Source organism: Brucella tritici, assembly GCF_902825325.1.
GTDB lineage: Bacteria > Pseudomonadota > Alphaproteobacteria > Rhizobiales > Rhizobiaceae > Brucella.
The window spans coordinates 138217-155459 of sequence record NZ_CADEAR010000004.1; the positions used below are offsets into that span (position 1 = coordinate 138217).

A 17243-nucleotide genomic window follows, 5' to 3' on the forward strand; every position below is an offset into this window, starting at 1 on the left:
TGGATTCTGATCCTGTTCCGGATAATCTTCGGTCAGGTTCGATCTCGTGATGCAGAAATAGGACAGTCGCGCGGGCTTGAAAATCCGCTGGGAATCCACATTATCTGTGAAACAGTTTCACAGGTGGAGCGGGCGATGGACAATCGCGTTGGCGAAATGCAGGTCTTTCTGCGGGTTGTGGAAGCGGGCAGCTTTTCCGAAGCTGCCCGCCTCTTGCGCATGAACCCTTCGACCATCAGCAAGCTCATATCCCGTATCGAAGCAAGGCTCGGCGTCCGGCTTCTGGAGCGCTCGTCGCGGCGCTTGTCGCTGACAACCGAGGGGCAGATTTATTATGAGCGCAGTCAGGGACTGCTGCGCGATTTCGAGGAAGTCGAACGCGAGCTTTCACAAGGTTCGGCAAGCACTGGTGGCACTGTGCGCGTCAACGCTTCTGTGGCATTGGGCACGCTGGCGCTGGAGCCTTTGTTGCCGGAATTTCTGTCGGCCTATCCGAATATCGTGATTGACCTGTCCCTGTCGGATGAGCTGGTTGACCTTTATCTTGACCGCACCGACGTGGCTTTCCGCATCGGCACCTTGCCCAATTCCAGCATGATGGCGCGCAAGCTTGGTACGGCCCGTCGCAAGATCGTGGCGGCCCCCGCCTATCTGGAACGTTGCGGGACGCCGTTGACTATAGACGATCTTGCCGATCACAATTGCATCGGTTTCAATTTTCGCCGCGCTGCACCCGTCTGGCCGCTGAAGGAAAGCGGTCGCATCGTGGATCGCGCGGTCTACGGTTCGCTGCTGGCCAATAATGGGGAGACGGTCCGGCGCATGGCAGTCGCGGGGCTGGGGCTCGCCCGGATCGGCGATTATCATGCGCGGAACGACCTCGCCTCTGGCGCATTGGTGGAGGTTCTGGCCGAGGCGGTGGAGAACGACATAGAGGAAGTACACGCCGTGTTTCTTGGCGGTGCGCGACTGCCGCAACGGGTTCGTGTTTTTCTTGATTTTGTGGTGCCGCGTCTGCAGACCTATCTTGCAACCTAGTAGGGCTGATTTGCTCGAATCATCGGCGATGATTCCCGGAAATGTCGAATTTCCGATGCAAAACACGTGCTTCATCCAAAATAATTAGGTTTCCGATAGCCTAACGATTTCAGCTCGTTGCTGATATGCGCCCCCTATGATCACGGGTTAGTGCTCCGCTTTTGTGTTGACTATTAACATTTCGTTAACCACAGTTTGTTGCAATATGTAACATAGCGTTACATTTCTTGATGTTGAATGAGGTGTGGATTGAGCAAAAACCGGCAGGCCAGACAGCAATCCTTGCAGGCAAGGGGGAGGTCTGCCGTGGCTGACATGACGTCGTTCTGGGGGCTGATGCGCGCCTATTGGGTTTCCGACCGCTGGAAGGAAGCCTGGGCTCTCACCATCGCAATCTTCCTGATGACGGCCTTCGTGAGCAAGACCACGGTATGGGTGGCCGAGGCTTCGGGCCTGCTGATGAATTCTATTGTTAACGTCAACACTGCGCCTGTTCAGCATCCTCTCATAACCATTGCCGCCAATGCAGGCGTTCTTGTTCTGCTGATGCTGGCAAAGGACGTAATGCTGGTCGGTTCCCGCCATTTCCTGTCCACCACGCTGCACCGTAAATGGCGCAAATGGCTGAACGACCAGTTCTCCACTGCGCTTTTGAACGGCAAGCATACGCATTTCCATCTGCAACAGGGCAGGGGCAAGGATCAGCCGGACAATATCGATCAGCGCCTGCAGGAATCGATCAAGGGCATGACCGGCGGCGCCATCGGCCTCGTCATGGGCATTGTTGGTGTGTTCCTGTCTGCTTTCTTCATTGGCCAGAAGCTGATTGAAATGTCCACCCACGTAGAGGGACTGGATTTCCTCGGAAGCTATGGCAGCGCCGTTCTGGCCTTTGCTGCAATCGTGATCTATGTCCCGCTCGGAACGCTGGTCGCGATCAAGATCGGCAAACGCCTGGAGCGCCTCAATCTCGGCATCCAGAAGGCCGAAGGTTCCTATCGTGGCGAGTGGACGACGCTGCTGCGGCGCAGTTTCCAGATTTCTGCATCCGGCGGTGAAGCCGTCCAGCGGTCGGTCAATGATCGTCTCTACAAGGATGTCGATGGCACTTGGAACCGGCTTAACCGTTTCGACGCTGCCTATCTCGCCTTCTCGCAAGCCTATGGTTTTCTGTCGAACCGTATCGTTGCCTATATTCCGGGCCTTCTGCCTTATATGAGCGGCTCCGTCAGTTTCCGTAACTATGTGACGGGCGCGGAACTCGTCGCTGCGATGATCAATGACTGCTCGTGGTTTATTCAGGTCATGCCGGCAATTGCCAATCTGCGCGCCAATGCGGGCCGCGTGATCGGCCTCGCGCAGGCCATCGAGAATGTTCAGGATCCGACGGAATTTTACAGCCGCTCCGGTATCAATCGCTTCGCTTTTGCCGAACAGCATCCGCGTTTCGGCCTGTCGGTACGCAATCTCACCCTCATGCAGGGACCGGACAGCGAAGCACCGTTCCTGCGCTCTGGCGTGATCAATATTCGTTCAGGCGACTGGGTCTATATGCGCGGTGAATCCGGTTCGGGCAAAACTTCCTTCGTAAAGGCGCTGAATGGCCTGTGGCCATATGGCACCGGCGATATCATCTATCCGCAGAATGCCACCTCGTTTTATGCGACCCAGGAGGCCAAGTTCCCCTCCGTCTCCTTGAAGCAGCTTGTCAGCCTGCCCGCCGATGAGAACCTGTTCAGTGACTTGGCTGTTGCTGCTGTGCTGCACGAGGCGGGGTTGGGCGAATTCATCGAGCGCATGAATGACGCCGATGCCGATGGCACGCCTTGGGACATGGTTCTTTCTGGAGGCCAGAAGCAGAAGATGGTGCTGGCGCGCATTCTCTTGCACAAGCCGTCGATTATCTTCCTCGACGAAGCAACCGGTGCCCTCGATCCGGCTTCCAAGATGCGGTTCCATGAGGCGCTGAAGACCCGCTGCCCGCAAGCCATCGTCATCAGCATCATGCATGAGGACAAGCTGCCGCGGCTTGAAAACGGCCAGAATGTCTATTCGCATGTGCTGGACATTCGCAACGGCTATGTCTCGCTGTGTCCGGTCCATTTCGATACAATGCCGGACGTGGCTGCCGAAACGCCTCTTATCGCCGCCGAATAAAGCGTGTCTTACCGGCTGAAACACCGTCAGGTTGCAAAAGTCCAAATTTGGACTATATTCTGATCTGGACGATCGGAGGCAATCATGGCCAGAAGCAATGCGGTGTTGAAGTCAATGATAGGCAAGGGACCGGATATTCTCGATGCGGCCCGCTTTTCTCCGCATTCGCGCAAGCGGTTGAGCGGACCGGGCCTGCGCACCTTTCTTGCTATTGCCGATCTCTGGGGGCTGGACGAGCAGCAGCGGCTTATGGTGCTGGGACTGCCTTCAAGATCAACCTATTACAATTGGGTGAAGGCGGTGCGCGAGCATCGCGAAATCACGCTGGATGTGGACGTGTTGATGCGCTTGTCCGCTGTGCTGGGCATTCATCAGGCGCTGGGCGTGCTTTATCCAGATGAGAAAGCTGGTATCCGCTGGCTGCATACGCCCAATCAGTCCGGCGTCTTCGGCGGTCATCCGCCGTTGAACCTGATAACGAGCGGTTTGCAGGATGGCTTGCTGACGGTTCGCCGGTTTCTGGATGCGGCGCGTGGCGGCCTTTACATGGAGCCGAACGAACTGGATCGCGCGTTCCGGCCTTATCGGGATGAAGACGTGGTGTTCTCGTGAGGCGCAATCCTGCTCCACAACCAAGCTATCGTCTGATCCCGTCGCGTTTTCCGCCGATTGGTCTTTTTGATACCGTTGCTACCGCTGCCGATCTGGAAGCGGTGATGGAACTGGCAGGCTGGACGAACGATCGTCTTCTGAGTGAACGATTGCAGCGCCTTCCACGCGAGGAATGGGTGTTCGGCAGGCCCAATTCCAGCATCGTCATGGCGACGTTTCTGCATGTGGCGCCGGGCGGCATGCGCTTCAACGGTCCTGAGCTTGGCGCCTGGTATGCGGCGGCGCGGTTGACCACGTCCGTCGTCGAGGTTGCGCACCACATGCGTCGCGAAACCGTTGCGACGCAGCAGGACGGTCTGGCCCGTACATTTCGGGTCTATGCGGCGAAGCTGGAAGAGGATTTCGTCGATATATGCGGCGAGCAGGCAACATTACCTGCCGTCTATGATCCGACAGATTACGCCGCTTCACAGAAGTTCGGCGAAGAAATGCGCAAGGGCGGCGAGTTCGGAATTCTGTTCGACAGCCTGCGCCACGAAGGCGGCATCAATACAGTTGCGTTTCGTCCAAGCCGTATCGCTGAGGTAACGCAAGGCGACCATTATGAAATCACGGTCGAAAGAGCATCGCCGCGCATTCAGGCGAAGAAGCTTAGTGCCTGAAAAGGCAGGCGTCGCCGCCTGCCTCGGCTAGTCCGATTATGACCAGCCATATTCCTCATCGAGATCCTGAAACTTTTTCAGGTCCACGATGTCGCAATATTGCTGATACGTAATCATATTGCTGGCGCGGGCTTTCGGCGTACCGTCACGCTTGAGAACTGACAGCGTATCGCTCACTGCCTTGACCGCCGAGAACAGCGTTGAAAGCGCATAGAACACGACGTTGAAGCCCATCTGTTCGAGGTCGGTGGCCGTCAAAGCCACGGTTTCGTTGCCGTCGACAATGCTGACGACCTTCGGTCCTTCGACGTTGCGGGCGACGGCTTCGACTTCCGCAATAGTCTTGATGCCATCGACAAAGACAAGATCGACACCCGTATCCTGATACATTTTCGCGCGACGGATCGCCTCTTCCGCTCCAGCCGCAGGCATGGCGTCGGTGCGGGCGATCAGGAGCAAGTCCTTGTCGGCGCGCGCCGCAATCGCGCATTTGAGGCGACGCACATTTTCTTCCGACGGAATCAGCCGGATACCGGCAAGCTGGCCGCAGCGTTTCGGCGCCATCTGGTCTTCCAGATGAATGGCAGCGACGCCGGACTGGATATATTCCTCCACCGTGCGCACGATATTGGCCGGGCCGCCGTAACCCGTATCGGCATCGGCGATGACCGGAATATCCACCACGCGGGTCATATCCCGCGCATGGGTTGTCATTTCGGTCTGCGTGAGGAGACCCAGATCGGGCGTGCCGAGGCGGCTTGCCGTCGCACCGAACCCGGTCATGTAGATGGCCGGAAACCCTGCCTGCTGCACAAGGCGGGCGGTTAGCGGATCGGGCGCACCCGGCGCCTGAATGATGCGACCGGTTTCGATGAGGTTTTTCAGGGCCTTTGCCTGCGTCATCGTCGTCTCCTTATCGCCCGCCCGAAACGTCAAGCACGACGCCTGTAATATAGGCCGCTCCCGGCGACAGCAGCCAGATGGCCGCGTCTGCAACTTCATCGGCAGTTCCAAGCCGCTTCAATGGAATGAGGTCAGCCATTTTGGCGATATTGGCAGGATCGGCAAAAACATCCTTCTGGATTTCCGTGTCAATCACGCCGGGCGCCAGTGCATTGACGCGGATTTCCGGCGCGAGCTCCTTGGCAAACGCGTAGGTGTAGGAAGCGATTGCTCCCTTGGTCGTCGCATAGGCGATATTACCGACCATGCCGCCAGTACGACCGGCGATGGAGGACAGGCCGACAACCGATTTATTCGGCTTCTTGCCCTGATTGTTGAGGAAAGCGCTGGAAACGTAGAACACGCTTTTCAGATTGACGGCCAGCACGCGGTCCAGCTCATCAGCATCGAATTCCTTCACGGTCATGCGCTGGCCGATAATGCCCGCATTGTTGACCAGGTGGTCGATGCCCCCCCATTTCGTGGTGATATCGTGCGCCGCGCGATCAACCGCGGCCTTGTCGGAGACATCCACAATGGCCGTCAGAACCTGCTCGCCATGTTTGTCCGCCATTTCCTGCAGACGAGCGCCGTTCACATCCCAAAGCACGACCCTGGCCTTGAGCGCGATGAGCTTTTCGGCAACGGCCTTGCCAATGCCTGATGCGCCGCCGGTAATGAGCACCACCCGATCCGCAAAAAAATCAGCCGGAAAGGCTGTTGGATTCGTCGTCATGAAATCTTCCTCCTCGAAGAAAGGCGTCGCTTTGCGCCCACGGGTCGCCGAAGAGAATCCGCAGACTCAACCTTTCGGCAACGGTGGCTTTAAAAGCCATGGACCGGCTCTCCTGTCAATCTAGGGTACAAGATTTTGTATGCTACTTGTAAAGTTGCTGTTTGCACGCTAATCATTGCAATGGGAGTGAGACGATAACGGTCGGATCTGTGCCAATGGCCTGTCCGTGATCGGGATTGCCTGTCTGCTGGAAACATGCCGGAATGGTCCCGGCTCCGTTTCTGCAGATAAAGCTCTGAACGGGAGAGCGCATCATCACGTGTCAGCTCCCGCAACGATTATTGCATGCCGCTCATGCTGGAATGTGAGCGGAGACCTGGGAGGACATCGTGGTCAATTCCACTCTGAGTGCGGTCGGCGCAACGCCCGACCTGCGCGACAGCACCATTCGCAAACTCAATCTGCGGATCGTTCTGTTCTGCTTTATCTGCTTCATCGTTAACTATCTCGACCGTGTGAATATCGGCTATGCCGCGCTTCACATGAACAATGATATCGGTCTCACGCCTTACATGTTCGGCGTTGGTGCGGGCATCTTCTTCATTGGCTACATGCTGTTCGAAGTGCCGAGCAACATGATGCTGCACAAGCTCGGCTCGCGCGTCTGGATTGCGCGCATCATGGTCACGTGGGGGCTTGTGTCGTGCGCCATGGCTTTCGTGCAGGGCCCGGTTTCGTTCTACATCCTGCGCTTTCTGCTGGGTGTTGCAGAAGCCGGTTTTGCACCGGGCGTTCTGCTTTATCTCACCTATTGGTTCCCGGCCAAGGAACGTGGCCGCGCAACGGCCCTGTTCATGACGGCAACCGTGCTTTCCATCGTTGTGGGCGCACCGTTCTCTGGCTGGCTGATGGATGCAGGCGAGGGACTGTTTGGTCTGCACGGCTGGCAGGCGATGTTCATTCTCGAAGGAATTCCCGCGGTGCTCCTCGGCGTCGTGACCTTCTTCTATCTGGTTGACAGTCCAGAAAAGGACAAGCGCTGGCTGACCGCCGACGAACGCGCATGGCTGATGGCCGAACTAGCCAAGGAAAATGCAGGCAAGCAGGCCGATACTCGTCATTCGCTGAAAGAAGTGTTCAGCGATTACCGCGTCTGGCTTCTGACGCTGGTCTATATGTTCAACGGTATTGCTGTTTACGGCGTCATCATGTGGCTGCCGCAGATCGTGAAGAGCCTTGGCGACTATACTGCGGCGCAGACCGGACTCATCTCTGCCATTCCGTTCGTGTTTGCCGCGATCGGACTTGTCGTGATTTCACGCAGTTCGGACCGTACCGGTGAGCGCAAGATTCACACGGCGAATGCCGGCCTGTTCGGCGGTATCTTCCTTGCTGCCAGTGCGCTGGCACCGTCGCCGATCCTGAGCCTCGTGCTCCTGTCGGTCTGCGCGTTTTTCCTGTGGTCCTATCTCGGCGTGTTCTGGACGCTGCCGACACAGTTCCTGTCCGGCGCTGCTGCCGCTGGCGGACTTGCGGCCATCAACGGCTTCGCGCAGCTTGGCGGTTTTACCGGGCCCTATCTCGTGGGCTGGGTTAAATCCACGACAGACAGTTTCTCGCTGTCGTTGTTGGCCCTGTCCGTGTTTCCGATTCTTGGCTTCTTTCTCTGCATGAGCCTGAAAGCCAAGCGGGACTGATCAAAATGACGGGCCCGGACTTCATCCGGGTCCGCTACCATTCACCGGTGCAATTTGAATGCGGTTTCAACCGCTCTATACGTCGCAATGAGGCGTCTGTAAGATTCGGACATGAGAGAGATTCGAGGCAAGAGCAAGAAGTCGCTGGCAAGTAGCATCGCCGAACGTATTCGCGGTGCGATTGTCGATGCTGAGTTTCAATTCGGGGAGAACCTCTCCGAGGACATGCTCGCTGCGGCCTTCGATGTCAGTCGCACGCCGGTACGCGAGGCGCTCAACATCCTGCAGATGCAGGAATTGGTTCATATCGTTCCAAAGTCCGGCACCTATGTTTTTACGCCGACGCAGGAAGACATTGCAGAGCTTTGCGATTTTCGGGTGGGCCTGGAAGATCAGGCCATGCGGCTTGCGCTTGGCAACAACCGCAAGAAACTTGTCTCGCAACTGAAAAAGCAGTTCGACCTCATGCGTGCGGCAATAGATGAGGATGACCTGCGCGCTTACGGGCGTTGCGATACAGAATTTCATCTGGCCTTCTTCCGTGTTTGCGGCAATCGTTATCTGGCGCGCGCCTATGACAGTATTCTAGGACGTGTCGCAGCCTTGCGAACGCATCTTGCCATCGGTGCGGAGGGCGAGCCTGCACGCTCCTTCGCCGACCATGCCGCCATCATTGAGCTGGCCGATGCCGACAAGCCGAAGGAATTGCGGGAAATACTGGAGGCGCACATCATGCGCACCAAGACCAATTACCTGAATGCTTTCAATCGGCTGCCCCGTCAGCCAGGCGACAGCCGCACGATGCGGCTGCGCCGACAGTTGTCGCTGACGAACGAGTAACAAAGCCCTTCAGGTCAGACGGCCCACTCCACATCCGTGGTAAAGGCGATGGTCAGCCACCGATCCGGTCCTTCGCCGCCGAGTGCATCACCGATTTCGTCGCGCAACGCATCCCATTCCTCGAGCTTTCGTGGCGGAAGGTCGGGCGGAACGATGAAATAGAGTTCGATCTGTTTGCCGCGACCGACCTTGGCGACATAAGCGCGGTAGGACAGAAAGCTGTTGCGCTTGACGAACTCTCCAGCAACCGCATCGACATGCTGCTTGAGATCAATGGGTGTAACCAGGAATATATCGGCCAGAGCCTGTTTGATCGTGCCGATGGGCATGGGAATGATGACAAGACAAACGACTGCCAGAACTGCGGGATCGATATAAGGCGTCAGCCAGCCGAGTTCTGTTCCTTCAATGGCATAGCCGACCGAAAAGGCGATCAGAAGTGCCGCAGTTATGCCGCCGGACATGATCCAGGCTTTGGCATCGAGTGCGACGAAGTCTGATTTCAATATCCTATTTGCGCGCATTTCCAACAGCGCCATGCCGAGACAAGCGATCAGGGCGACGACGGCATAGAAAATCGCATAGCTGAATTCGAGATCGCGTCCGCCATCCATCAGGCTGCCGATTGCGTTGATGAGCGCGTAGATCGCAACGCCGGTAAGCATCATACCGTTGAGGCCAAGTACCATCGGTTCGAGATGCCAGAAGCCCATTGTGAAGCGATCGCGCAATTTTCCGCGTGGCTGTTCCGGCAAGGCAGAAAGGGCGATGAGACGCGAGACAAGGAGGGCAAGCCCACTCATCGCAGCATCAGCCAGCATGTAAACGCCATCGAATACGATAGAAAATGAGCCGGATAACAGGCCGAAAACGACGCCGAAGCCAGCAACCAGAATAGTAACCGCTATGGAAATTTGAAGAATAGATTGTTCACTGCGCAATTTTTACTCCGATATAAACCGCATGCAACGCGGTTTGGTTTCGGGGGCGCATTTCTGCGTGTTGAACCAATTCCGCGTTGCATGACAAATCTACACCAGTGGCGTGAATCTGACAAATCGCGTTAAATTCTGAACATTCCTAAGCCCATTCGGGCACGCGGGTCGCGGACTCCCGCAGGATCAGTTCGACGGGCCATAATTCATGGATGTCGGTGGCCGCGCGTCCGTCGAGTATATCCATCAGAAGATCGGCGCAGCGTTTTCCCGCTGCTCGCATCGACGAGCGGGTTGCAGTCAGGGATGGCACCATATTGTCAGCGCTCAGGAACGAGATCACATCATCATGGGCGATGACGGAGATATCCTTGCCGATGGTCAGGCCGAAAGAGCGCGCGGCCCGGTATATGCCAAGCGCAGTCATCATGGAGCCGGCAACAAACGCTGTCGGGCACGGATTACGCTCCAGAAGCTTGCGCGCAAGACGATAACCGATCTCATCCGTGAAATCGCCGTGCTCGACAAGTTCCTGATCGAAGGCAATGCCTTTGCTTTCGAGCGCCTTCCGGTAGCCTTCGTCGCGGTGAAGTGAGAAGGTGAAGCCGTAGCGACCATTTATCATCGCGATACGACGGTGGCCGAGGTCAAGCAGATGGGCTGTTGAGCGATAAACCGCGCCTTCATTATCGATGTCGAGCCATGCATGAGGAATGTCGGTTTCAGAGCGTCCGTGCACGAGGAATGGCATTCCCAGTTCATGCAGCATGCGGATGCGCTCGTCATTGGGTTTTGGAGACGTCACGATGATAGCATCGACACGGTGGCTGGTGGCGAGGCGCCGACAGAGTTGCACTTCGTCGTCGGTGCCGTTGTTTGCAATCGGGCTGACGAGAATATCGACTTCATCCTGACTGAGCCGTTCTGCCATGCCGCGCATGAACTCGGCGAAGTGAAACTCGCTGTTACGGCCCATCACGACGCCGATTGCACCAGCACGCCCGGTAACCAGTCTGACCGCGTTGACATTGGGCTGGTAGCCGAGACGTACAGCCTCGTCCATGACCCGCTTCCGCGTGCTTTCCGCCACTTCGGGATAGCCGCTCAACGCCCGGCTGACGGTCGTGGCTGAGAGGCCGAGATGTTTGGCGAATTCACGGAGCTTCATTTGGCTTTCGAATTATTCAGGCAGGCAAGGCAGCGGATTATAGCCGCTTCCTTGCGATTAACAATTGGTCGGTTGAGTTCTTTAAACTGCTGCAACATATAGGGTGCACGAAATCCAAACCGATTTCAAGTTTGTTTCAATTTTCATTTTGGCACGTTTGAGAAAGCATGCCCCTTAAGCGCTAAGAAATACAGATTATGAATGATAATATATTGAATTTGCAATATATATTGAGTGATGAGATGTGAAATGAAATAGAGTGAAAAATCTGCTGCTTGACAGAAATGCGGTCCTCTGCAACCTTTTCGTCATCCAAACCGTTTTCGATTTTATCAAACCGCTTACAGAATGGATGGGAGGAGGGAACTATGAAGGCATTCCAAGGTATACTCGCGGCTTGCGCGGCATTTGGCCTGGCGACGGTAAGCGCCCATGCAGTGGAGATTTCCATTGCGGCCAATTCAACGGGCAATAACATCAAGTTTCTGCAGGAGCAGATCGTCAAGTTCGAGAAGGACACCGGCAACAAGGTCAATATTGTCTCGATGCCGCCATCGAGCAGCGAGCAATTCAGCCAGTATCGTCTATGGCTCGCGGCAGGTAACGCCGATATCGACGTCTACCAGACGGACGTGGTCTGGGCGCCGCAGCTATCCGATCAGTTCGTCGATTTGACGGAAGCGACCAAGGATGTCACGGGCGCGCATTTCCCATCCATTATCGCGTCACAGACCGTGAACGGAAAGCTGGTTGCGCTGCCCTTCTATACCGACGCTCCGGCACTTTTCTATCGCAAGGATCTCCTCGAAAAATACAACAAACAGGTTCCCAAGACTTGGGATGAGATGACGGCGACTGCCAAGGAGATCATGGACAAGGAGCGGGCGGAGGGAAAGTCCGATCTCTGGGGCTTTGTGTTTCAGGGCAATGCCTATGAGGGCCTGACCTGCAATGCGCTTGAATGGGTGAAGTCGTCCGGAGGCGGCCAGATCGTTGAAGCCGACGGTACGATCTCCATCAACAATGAAAAGGCAGCAGCGGCGATCGATCGCGCCAAGGGCTGGATCGGTTCGATTTCGCCACAGGGCGCGCTTGCTTATCAGGAAGAGGAATCGCGCGGCGTCTGGCAGACTGGCAATGCCGTCTTCATGCGTAACTGGCCCTATGCTTATGCGCTTGGCAACAGTGCCGATAGCGGCGTGAAAGGCAAGTTCGACGTCGCACCACTGCCTGCCGGTGCAGAGGGGGATGCGCCATCCTCGACGCTCGGCGGCTGGAACCTTGCCGTCTCAAAATATTCCACCAAGCAGGATGCGGCCATCGCGCTGGTCAAATATCTCGCATCGCCGGAAGTGCAAAAGGTGCAGGCCGTCGAGATTTCGCGTCTGCCAACCATTCAAACGCTTTATGATGACAAGGATGTCATTGCAGCGCAGCCTTTCATGGCCAATTGGAAACCTATCTTCCAGAATGCCGTGCCGCGCCCATCGGCTGCGACGAAGGTGAAATATAACGAAGTCTCGTCGAAGTTCTGGACTGCCGTGCACAAGACGCTCTCGGGCAACGGTACGGCTGCGGAGAATCTCGAAATGCTTGAGGTCGAGCTGACTGAGCTGGAAGGCGCCGGCTGGTAGGGACCGATCAAGCCGCGTTCGGGTTGTCCTCCCAAGCCCCCATCGGGCAACCCGAACGCCTTTCTCATCCGATGACCCGGAGCAGGATCATGACGGAGACTTCCCTTGATGCGCCGAGGAGCCTGCGGACACGGCTTCACTCTGATCTTCGCGCGCAGCGTATCCGGTCGGCATGGGTATTTCTCGCACCCACGCTGATCGTGCTGGCGCTGGTGGCTGGCTGGCCGCTGCTGCGGACCATCTATTTCAGTTTCACCAATGCATCGCTGACGAGCCTGGGTACTGCGGAATTCGTCGGCTTCAACAATTATCTGTCCTGGGTGACGCTCAAGAGCGGGCGCACCGTCTATCGCGGTCTTCTGGCCGATCCCGCCTGGTGGGGTGCGGTCTGGAATACGATCAGGTTCACTGTTCTGTCGGTCAGCCTCGAAACGATCTTCGGATTGATCGTCGCTTTGGTGCTGAACGCGAATTTCCAGGGGCGTGGGCTCGTGCGCGCCGCAATCCTGATCCCGTGGGCAATCCCGACGATTGTTTCGGCCAAGATGTGGGGCTGGATGCTCAATGACCAGTTCGGCATCCTCAATCATATCCTGCTCAATCTCGGCCTCGTCAGCCAGAAGATCGCCTGGACGGCCAATCCCGACACAGCGATGATTGCGATCTTGATCGTCGATGTTTGGAAAACGACGCCCTTCATGGCGCTGCTTATTCTGGCCGGTCTGCAAATGGTGCCATCCGACATTTACGAGGCGGCGAAGATCGATGGCGTGCATCCGGTCAAGGTATTCTGGCGGGTGACGCTACCGTTAATCCGTCCAGCGCTGATGGTGGCGATCATCTTCCGTATGCTGGATGCCTTGCGCATCTTCGACCTGATCTATGTGCTGACGCCGAATAACGCGCAGACCAAGACCATGTCGGTTTTCGCGCGCGAAAATCTCTTCGATTTCGACAAATTCGCCTATGGTGCGGCGGCATCGACGATGCTGTTCCTCATCATTGCGGCCATCACCGTGCTCTACATGTTCTTCGGACGCGTCAATGTCGGCAGCAAGGGGGAATAGCATGATGCACTATGTGAAAACCCTCAGCTTCTATCTGCTGGTGGCACTCATCATTTTGATCGCGGTGTTCCCATTCTATTATGCGATCATCACCAGTCTCAAATCCGGGACGGCGCTGTTTCAGGTCGATTACTGGCCAAGCAGTTTCTCGCTCGACAATTATACCGGTGTTCTCACGCAGGGCAGCTTCCTACGCAGTCTTGGTAATTCACTGCTGGTGGCGACCGTTGTAGTGGCAATCTCTCTCTTGCTGGCGGTGACAGCTGCCTATGCGCTGGCGCGTGTGAGTTTTCGCGGACGGGGCTTGTTGCTTCTCACCATTCTTTCGGTGTCCATGTTTCCGCAGATCGCCGTTCTGGCAGGTTTGTTCGAGCTGATACGCTTCCTCGGCATCTTCAATACGCCGCTGGCGCTGATCTTCTCCTATATGATCTTCACGCTGCCTTTCACGGTCTGGGTCCTCACCACCTTCATGCGTGACCTGCCAATCGAGATTGAGGAAGCGGCCATCGTGGATGGCGCATCGCCGTGGGTGATTATCACGCGTGTTTTCATGCCACTGATGTGGCCGGCGCTAGTGACGACCGGATTACTTGCTTTCATCTCCGCATGGAACGAGTTCCTGTTCGCGCTCACCTTCACTTCGTCCGGCAGCCAGCGCACGGTGCCTGTTGCCATCGCACTTCTGTCCGGCAGCAGCCAGTTTGAAATCCCCTGGGGCAACATCATGGCGGCTTCCGTCATTGTGACGGTTCCCCTCGTCATCCTCGTGCTCATCTTCCAGCGGCGGATCGTATCCGGTCTGACGGCAGGCGGCGTAAAGGGTTAGGTACAACCATGGCAGAACTTCAGTTGCGCGATGTGCGCAAATCTTTCGGTAACTTCGAGGTCATCAAGGGCGTGGATATGGATATCCGGCCCGGCGAGTTCATGGTCTTCGTCGGCCCTTCCGGTTGCGGAAAGTCTACGCTGCTGCGCCTCATTGCAGGCTTGGAGGAAATTTCGTCAGGCAGCCTCTCTATCGATGGCAAGGTGGTCAACAGTTTCGCACCGTCGAAGCGCGGCATCGCAATGGTCTTCCAGTCCTATGCGCTTTATCCGCATATGACAGTCTATGAGAACATGGCCTTCGGTATGCAGCTCGCGGGCAAGAGCAAGGATGAATGCAAGAGCCGCATTCAAAAAGCCGCAGAAATGCTGCAGCTGACGCCCTATCTTGAGCGCCTGCCGCGCCAGCTTTCCGGCGGCCAGCGGCAGCGCGTCGCGATTGGCCGTGCCATCGTGCGCGATCCGAAAGTATTCCTTTTCGACGAGCCCTTGTCCAACCTCGATGCGGCGCTACGTGTGGCTACAAGGCTTGAGATCGCCAAGCTCCACCAGAGCATGGAAGACACCACCATGATCTACGTGACGCACGATCAGGTGGAGGCGATGACGCTGGCCGACCGCATCTGTGTGCTGCGTGACGGACGGGTGGAGCAGATCGGAACGCCGCTTGAGCTTTACGAAAAGCCAAATTCGCTTTTCGTCGCCGGGTTCATCGGATCACCGAAGATGAATTTCCTGACCGGCAGATATAGTGAGCCTTTCGGTGCGCATACAGTGGGCCTGCGTCCCGAACACCTCGTCATCGTATCCGACAATGCTCACTGGACCGGTCAGGTGATCCACACCGAAATTCTCGGTTCCGATACCTATGTCTATATCGATCTCGGCCTGGAGGAGCCGCTGGTGGTCCGCGAAAGCGGCGTGGCAGCGCGCAGGTCAGGCGAGACACTCTCGGTTTCCCCGATGGGGGAAAATGTTCATCGTTTCGATGAAAAGGGCCGCGCCGTCTGACGCTGACCTCCCAAGCTTGATGATACATAAGACAAATGGGCCGTGATTGCCCGCAGCAAGGAGAATACTCGTGCCTATTCGTACTGTCGTCTGGGGTGAAAACATTCACGAGCAGATCAATGAAACCGTACGTTCGGTTTATCCGGACGGCATGCACAACACTATCGCCAGGGCACTGAACGAGGATAGCGCAATCAAGGCGACGACCGCCACTTTGCAGGAACCGGAGCATGGCTTGACCGAAGACCGTCTCGCCAAGACCGATGTGCTCGTTTGGTGGGGCCACAAGGATCACGGCGCGGTTGCCGATGCGGTGGTGGAACGTGTGGCAAAGCGCGTCTTCGAGGGAATGGGGCTGATCGTGCTCCATTCCGGCCATTTTTCCAAAATCTTCAAGCGCCTGATGGGCACGCCCTGCGCGCTCAAATGGCGCGAGGCGGGCGAGCGCGAGCGCGTCTGGGTCGTCAATCGCGGCCACCCGATCGCGCAGGGGCTGGATGAGAATTTCGTGCTCGAAAACGAGGAAATGTATGGCGAGCAGTTTTCGGTGCCCGAGCCGCTCGAAACGGTTTTCATCTCGTGGTTCGCAGGCGGGGAGGTGTTCCGCTCCGGCATGACCTGGCGGCGCGGCGCGGGCAATGTGTTCTATTTCCGGCCCGGCCATGAGACCTATCCGACCTATCACGACGCGAATGTGCAGACCGTTCTGCGCAATGCGGTCAAATGGGCCTATAATCTGCAGCCAGCCTGGACCGGCATTCACACCGCGCCCAATGTTCCCGTCGAAAAGGCGCTGGAGCCGATCGTGGAGCGCGGGCCGAAATTGCACAAGGCCGGTGAAGCCGGTTATCGCTGAGGTGCATCATGCGTCTTCTTATTCTTGGAACAGGCGGCATGGCGAAAAACCATGCCGAAGCCTTCAAGGCCATCGAGGGCGTGGAGGTTGTGGCGGCGTGCGATGTTTCGGCGGTGCGGGTCGATGCGTTTTCGGAAAACCACGACATTCACAACCGCTTCACGCGGCTTGAGGATGCGCTGGAGTGGAACCGCTTCGATGCGGTCGCCAATGTGACGCCGGACGCTATCCACCACCCCACCACGCTGGCGCTGGTTGGCGCGGGCAAGCATGTCTTCTGCGAAAAACCGCTTGCGGAAAGCTACGAGAAAGCCGCCGAAATGGCCGACGCCGCCGAACAGGCGGGCGTGGTCAATATGGTCAACCTCACCTATCGCAATGTCGCGCCCTTGCAGAAGGCGCGCGAGATGGTGATGGCGGGCGAGATCGGCCAGGTGCGCCATTTCGAGGCGTCCTATCTGCAAAGCTGGCTGGTCTCGAAAAGCTGGGGCGACTGGAAGACGGAGAGCAAATGGCTCTGGCGACTTTCCACCCGGCACGGGTCCAACGGCGTCCTTGGCGATGTGGGCATCCATATTCTCGACTTCGCCAGCTATGCCATCGGCAGCGATGTGGCGCGTGCTTCGGCGCGTCTCAAGACTTTCGAGAAGGCGGAGAACAACCATATCGGCGAATATGTGCTGGATGCCAATGACAGCTTCGTCATGATGGCGGAATATGCCAATGGCGCGCTGGGCGTCATCCATGCAAGCCGCTGGGCCACAGGCCATCTGAACGAGCTGCGGCTGCGCATCCATGGCGACAAGGGTGCACTGGAAATTCTTCATACGCCTACCGGTTCAAGCCTGCGCGGCTCTATTGGCGAAGATATTGAAACGCCGGTCTGGCGCGATATCGATGCCGGTACGGTGGAGACGAATTACCAGCGTTTCGCACGCGCTGTCGCCGATGGTGCGGAATTGGAGCCGAGTTTCCGTCATGCCGCCAATCTGCAGCGGGTGCTTGATCATGCTATGACCGTCGATCAGCCGTTGCCCGAAGTCGTGAGCGGATAAAAGTG

At 56.9% G+C, this 17243-nt stretch carries 17 protein-coding genes; 12 read left to right on the forward strand and 5 right to left on the reverse strand.

The window, feature by feature from the left end; genetic code table 11:
* Positions 1–135: 135 nt before the first annotated feature.
* The 4 genes from HWX93_RS07295 (at position 136) to HWX93_RS07310 (ending at position 4469) form a co-directional block, all read left to right on the forward strand.
* The gene (locus HWX93_RS07295) at positions 136–1038 is read left to right on the forward strand and encodes a LysR family transcriptional regulator (RefSeq protein ID WP_176036985.1); all 903 of its coding nucleotides are present in this window, start codon (positions 136–138) and stop codon (positions 1036–1038) included.
* A gap of 306 nt (positions 1039–1344) precedes the next feature.
* Positions 1345–3195, forward strand: a complete 1851-nt coding sequence (locus tag HWX93_RS07300; RefSeq protein WP_176036986.1) for an ABC transporter ATP-binding protein/permease — start codon at positions 1345–1347, stop codon at positions 3193–3195.
* An 84-nt stretch (positions 3196–3279) separates the two neighbouring features.
* Positions 3280–3807, forward strand: a complete 528-nt coding sequence (locus tag HWX93_RS07305) for an MbcA/ParS/Xre antitoxin family protein (protein WP_176036987.1) — start codon at positions 3280–3282, stop codon at positions 3805–3807.
* Positions 3804–4469: an RES family NAD+ phosphorylase gene (locus HWX93_RS07310; protein ID WP_109986748.1), complete on the forward strand. Its 666-nt coding sequence runs from the start codon at positions 3804–3806 to the stop codon at positions 4467–4469. Before HWX93_RS07305 ends, HWX93_RS07310 begins: the two co-directional genes overlap by 4 nt.
* Before the next feature lie 36 nt (positions 4470–4505).
* Here HWX93_RS07310 and HWX93_RS07315 read toward each other — a convergent pair whose 3' ends face one another.
* From HWX93_RS07315 to HWX93_RS23150, 3 genes are read right to left on the reverse strand one after another with little or no spacing between them, the layout of a single operon-like run.
* Entirely contained in the window at positions 4506–5372 is an 867-nt protein-coding gene (locus HWX93_RS07315) for an isocitrate lyase/PEP mutase family protein (RefSeq protein WP_176036988.1), read from the reverse strand.
* Positions 5373–5382: 10 nt separating this feature from the next.
* Positions 5383–6147, reverse strand: a complete 765-nt coding sequence (locus HWX93_RS07320; protein WP_176036989.1) for an SDR family NAD(P)-dependent oxidoreductase — start codon at positions 6145–6147, stop codon at positions 5383–5385.
* The gene (locus HWX93_RS23150) at positions 6116–6247 is read right to left on the reverse strand and encodes a hypothetical protein (protein WP_268904577.1); all 132 of its coding nucleotides are present in this window, start codon (positions 6245–6247) and stop codon (positions 6116–6118) included. The genes HWX93_RS07320 and HWX93_RS23150 overlap by 32 nt, the downstream gene beginning before the upstream one ends.
* 289 nt (positions 6248–6536) lie before the next feature.
* Here HWX93_RS23150 and HWX93_RS07325 point away from each other — a divergent pair, with 289 nt between their 5' ends.
* Positions 6537–7844, forward strand: a complete 1308-nt coding sequence (locus HWX93_RS07325; RefSeq protein WP_176036990.1) for an MFS transporter — start codon at positions 6537–6539, stop codon at positions 7842–7844.
* Between the two features lie 111 nt (positions 7845–7955).
* A complete protein-coding gene (locus HWX93_RS07330; RefSeq protein ID WP_109986752.1) occupies positions 7956–8684 on the forward strand; it encodes a GntR family transcriptional regulator in 729 nt (242 codons plus the stop codon).
* A 14-nt stretch (positions 8685–8698) separates the two neighbouring features.
* Here the strand turns inward: HWX93_RS07330 and HWX93_RS07335 are convergent, their stop codons facing one another.
* Entirely contained in the window at positions 8699–9625 is a 927-nt protein-coding gene (locus HWX93_RS07335; RefSeq protein ID WP_176036991.1) for a cation diffusion facilitator family transporter, read from the reverse strand.
* Between the two features lie 139 nt (positions 9626–9764).
* The gene (locus HWX93_RS07340) at positions 9765–10787 is read right to left on the reverse strand and encodes a substrate-binding domain-containing protein (protein WP_109986754.1); all 1023 of its coding nucleotides are present in this window, start codon (positions 10785–10787) and stop codon (positions 9765–9767) included.
* Between the two features lie 368 nt (positions 10788–11155).
* Between HWX93_RS07340 and HWX93_RS07345 the strand changes: the two genes are divergently transcribed.
* The 6 genes from HWX93_RS07345 to HWX93_RS07370 all read left to right on the forward strand — a co-directional run bounded on the left by HWX93_RS07345 (position 11156) and on the right by HWX93_RS07370 (position 17238).
* Positions 11156–12421, forward strand: a complete 1266-nt coding sequence (locus HWX93_RS07345) for an ABC transporter substrate-binding protein (RefSeq protein ID WP_176036992.1) — start codon at positions 11156–11158, stop codon at positions 12419–12421.
* 89 nt (positions 12422–12510) lie between these two features.
* A complete protein-coding gene (locus tag HWX93_RS07350) occupies positions 12511–13488 on the forward strand; it encodes a carbohydrate ABC transporter permease (protein WP_176036993.1) in 978 nt (325 codons plus the stop codon).
* 1 nt (position 13489) lies between these two features.
* Complete coding sequence (locus tag HWX93_RS07355; protein WP_176036994.1) at positions 13490–14317, forward strand: carbohydrate ABC transporter permease; 828 nt, start codon at positions 13490–13492, stop codon at positions 14315–14317.
* An 8-nt stretch (positions 14318–14325) separates the two neighbouring features.
* A complete protein-coding gene (locus tag HWX93_RS07360) occupies positions 14326–15327 on the forward strand; it encodes an ABC transporter ATP-binding protein (RefSeq protein WP_176036995.1) in 1002 nt (333 codons plus the stop codon).
* A 70-nt stretch (positions 15328–15397) separates the two neighbouring features.
* The gene (locus tag HWX93_RS07365) at positions 15398–16183 is read left to right on the forward strand and encodes a ThuA domain-containing protein (protein WP_176036996.1); all 786 of its coding nucleotides are present in this window, start codon (positions 15398–15400) and stop codon (positions 16181–16183) included.
* Between the two features lie 8 nt (positions 16184–16191).
* The gene (locus HWX93_RS07370; RefSeq protein ID WP_176036997.1) at positions 16192–17238 is read left to right on the forward strand and encodes a Gfo/Idh/MocA family protein; all 1047 of its coding nucleotides are present in this window, start codon (positions 16192–16194) and stop codon (positions 17236–17238) included.
* Positions 17239–17243: the final 5 nt, after the last annotated feature.

What these genes read in the sequence shown, in the direction of transcription:
- HWX93_RS07360 (WP_176036995.1), top strand. Translation starts at nt 14,326, where the DNA reads ATGGCAGAACTTCAGTTGCGCGATGTGCGCAAATCTTTCGGTAACTTC.
- HWX93_RS07320 (WP_176036989.1), bottom strand. Translation starts at nt 6,147, where the DNA reads ATGACGACGAATCCAACAGCCTTTCCGGCTGATTTTTTTGCGGATCGG.
- HWX93_RS07330 (WP_109986752.1), top strand. Translation starts at nt 7,956, where the DNA reads ATGAGAGAGATTCGAGGCAAGAGCAAGAAGTCGCTGGCAAGTAGCATC.
- HWX93_RS07315 (WP_176036988.1), bottom strand. Translation starts at nt 5,372, where the DNA reads ATGACGCAGGCAAAGGCCCTGAAAAACCTCATCGAAACCGGTCGCATC.
- HWX93_RS07370 (WP_176036997.1), top strand. Translation starts at nt 16,192, where the DNA reads ATGCGTCTTCTTATTCTTGGAACAGGCGGCATGGCGAAAAACCATGCC.
- HWX93_RS07345 (WP_176036992.1), top strand. Translation starts at nt 11,156, where the DNA reads ATGAAGGCATTCCAAGGTATACTCGCGGCTTGCGCGGCATTTGGCCTG.
- HWX93_RS07340 (WP_109986754.1), bottom strand. Translation starts at nt 10,787, where the DNA reads ATGAAGCTCCGTGAATTCGCCAAACATCTCGGCCTCTCAGCCACGACC.
- HWX93_RS23150 (WP_268904577.1), bottom strand. Translation starts at nt 6,247, where the DNA reads ATGGCTTTTAAAGCCACCGTTGCCGAAAGGTTGAGTCTGCGGATTCTC.
- HWX93_RS07350 (WP_176036993.1), top strand. Translation starts at nt 12,511, where the DNA reads ATGACGGAGACTTCCCTTGATGCGCCGAGGAGCCTGCGGACACGGCTT.
- HWX93_RS07305 (WP_176036987.1), top strand. Translation starts at nt 3,280, where the DNA reads ATGGCCAGAAGCAATGCGGTGTTGAAGTCAATGATAGGCAAGGGACCG.
- HWX93_RS07355 (WP_176036994.1), top strand. Translation starts at nt 13,490, where the DNA reads ATGATGCACTATGTGAAAACCCTCAGCTTCTATCTGCTGGTGGCACTC.
- HWX93_RS07295 (WP_176036985.1), top strand. Translation starts at nt 136, where the DNA reads ATGGACAATCGCGTTGGCGAAATGCAGGTCTTTCTGCGGGTTGTGGAA.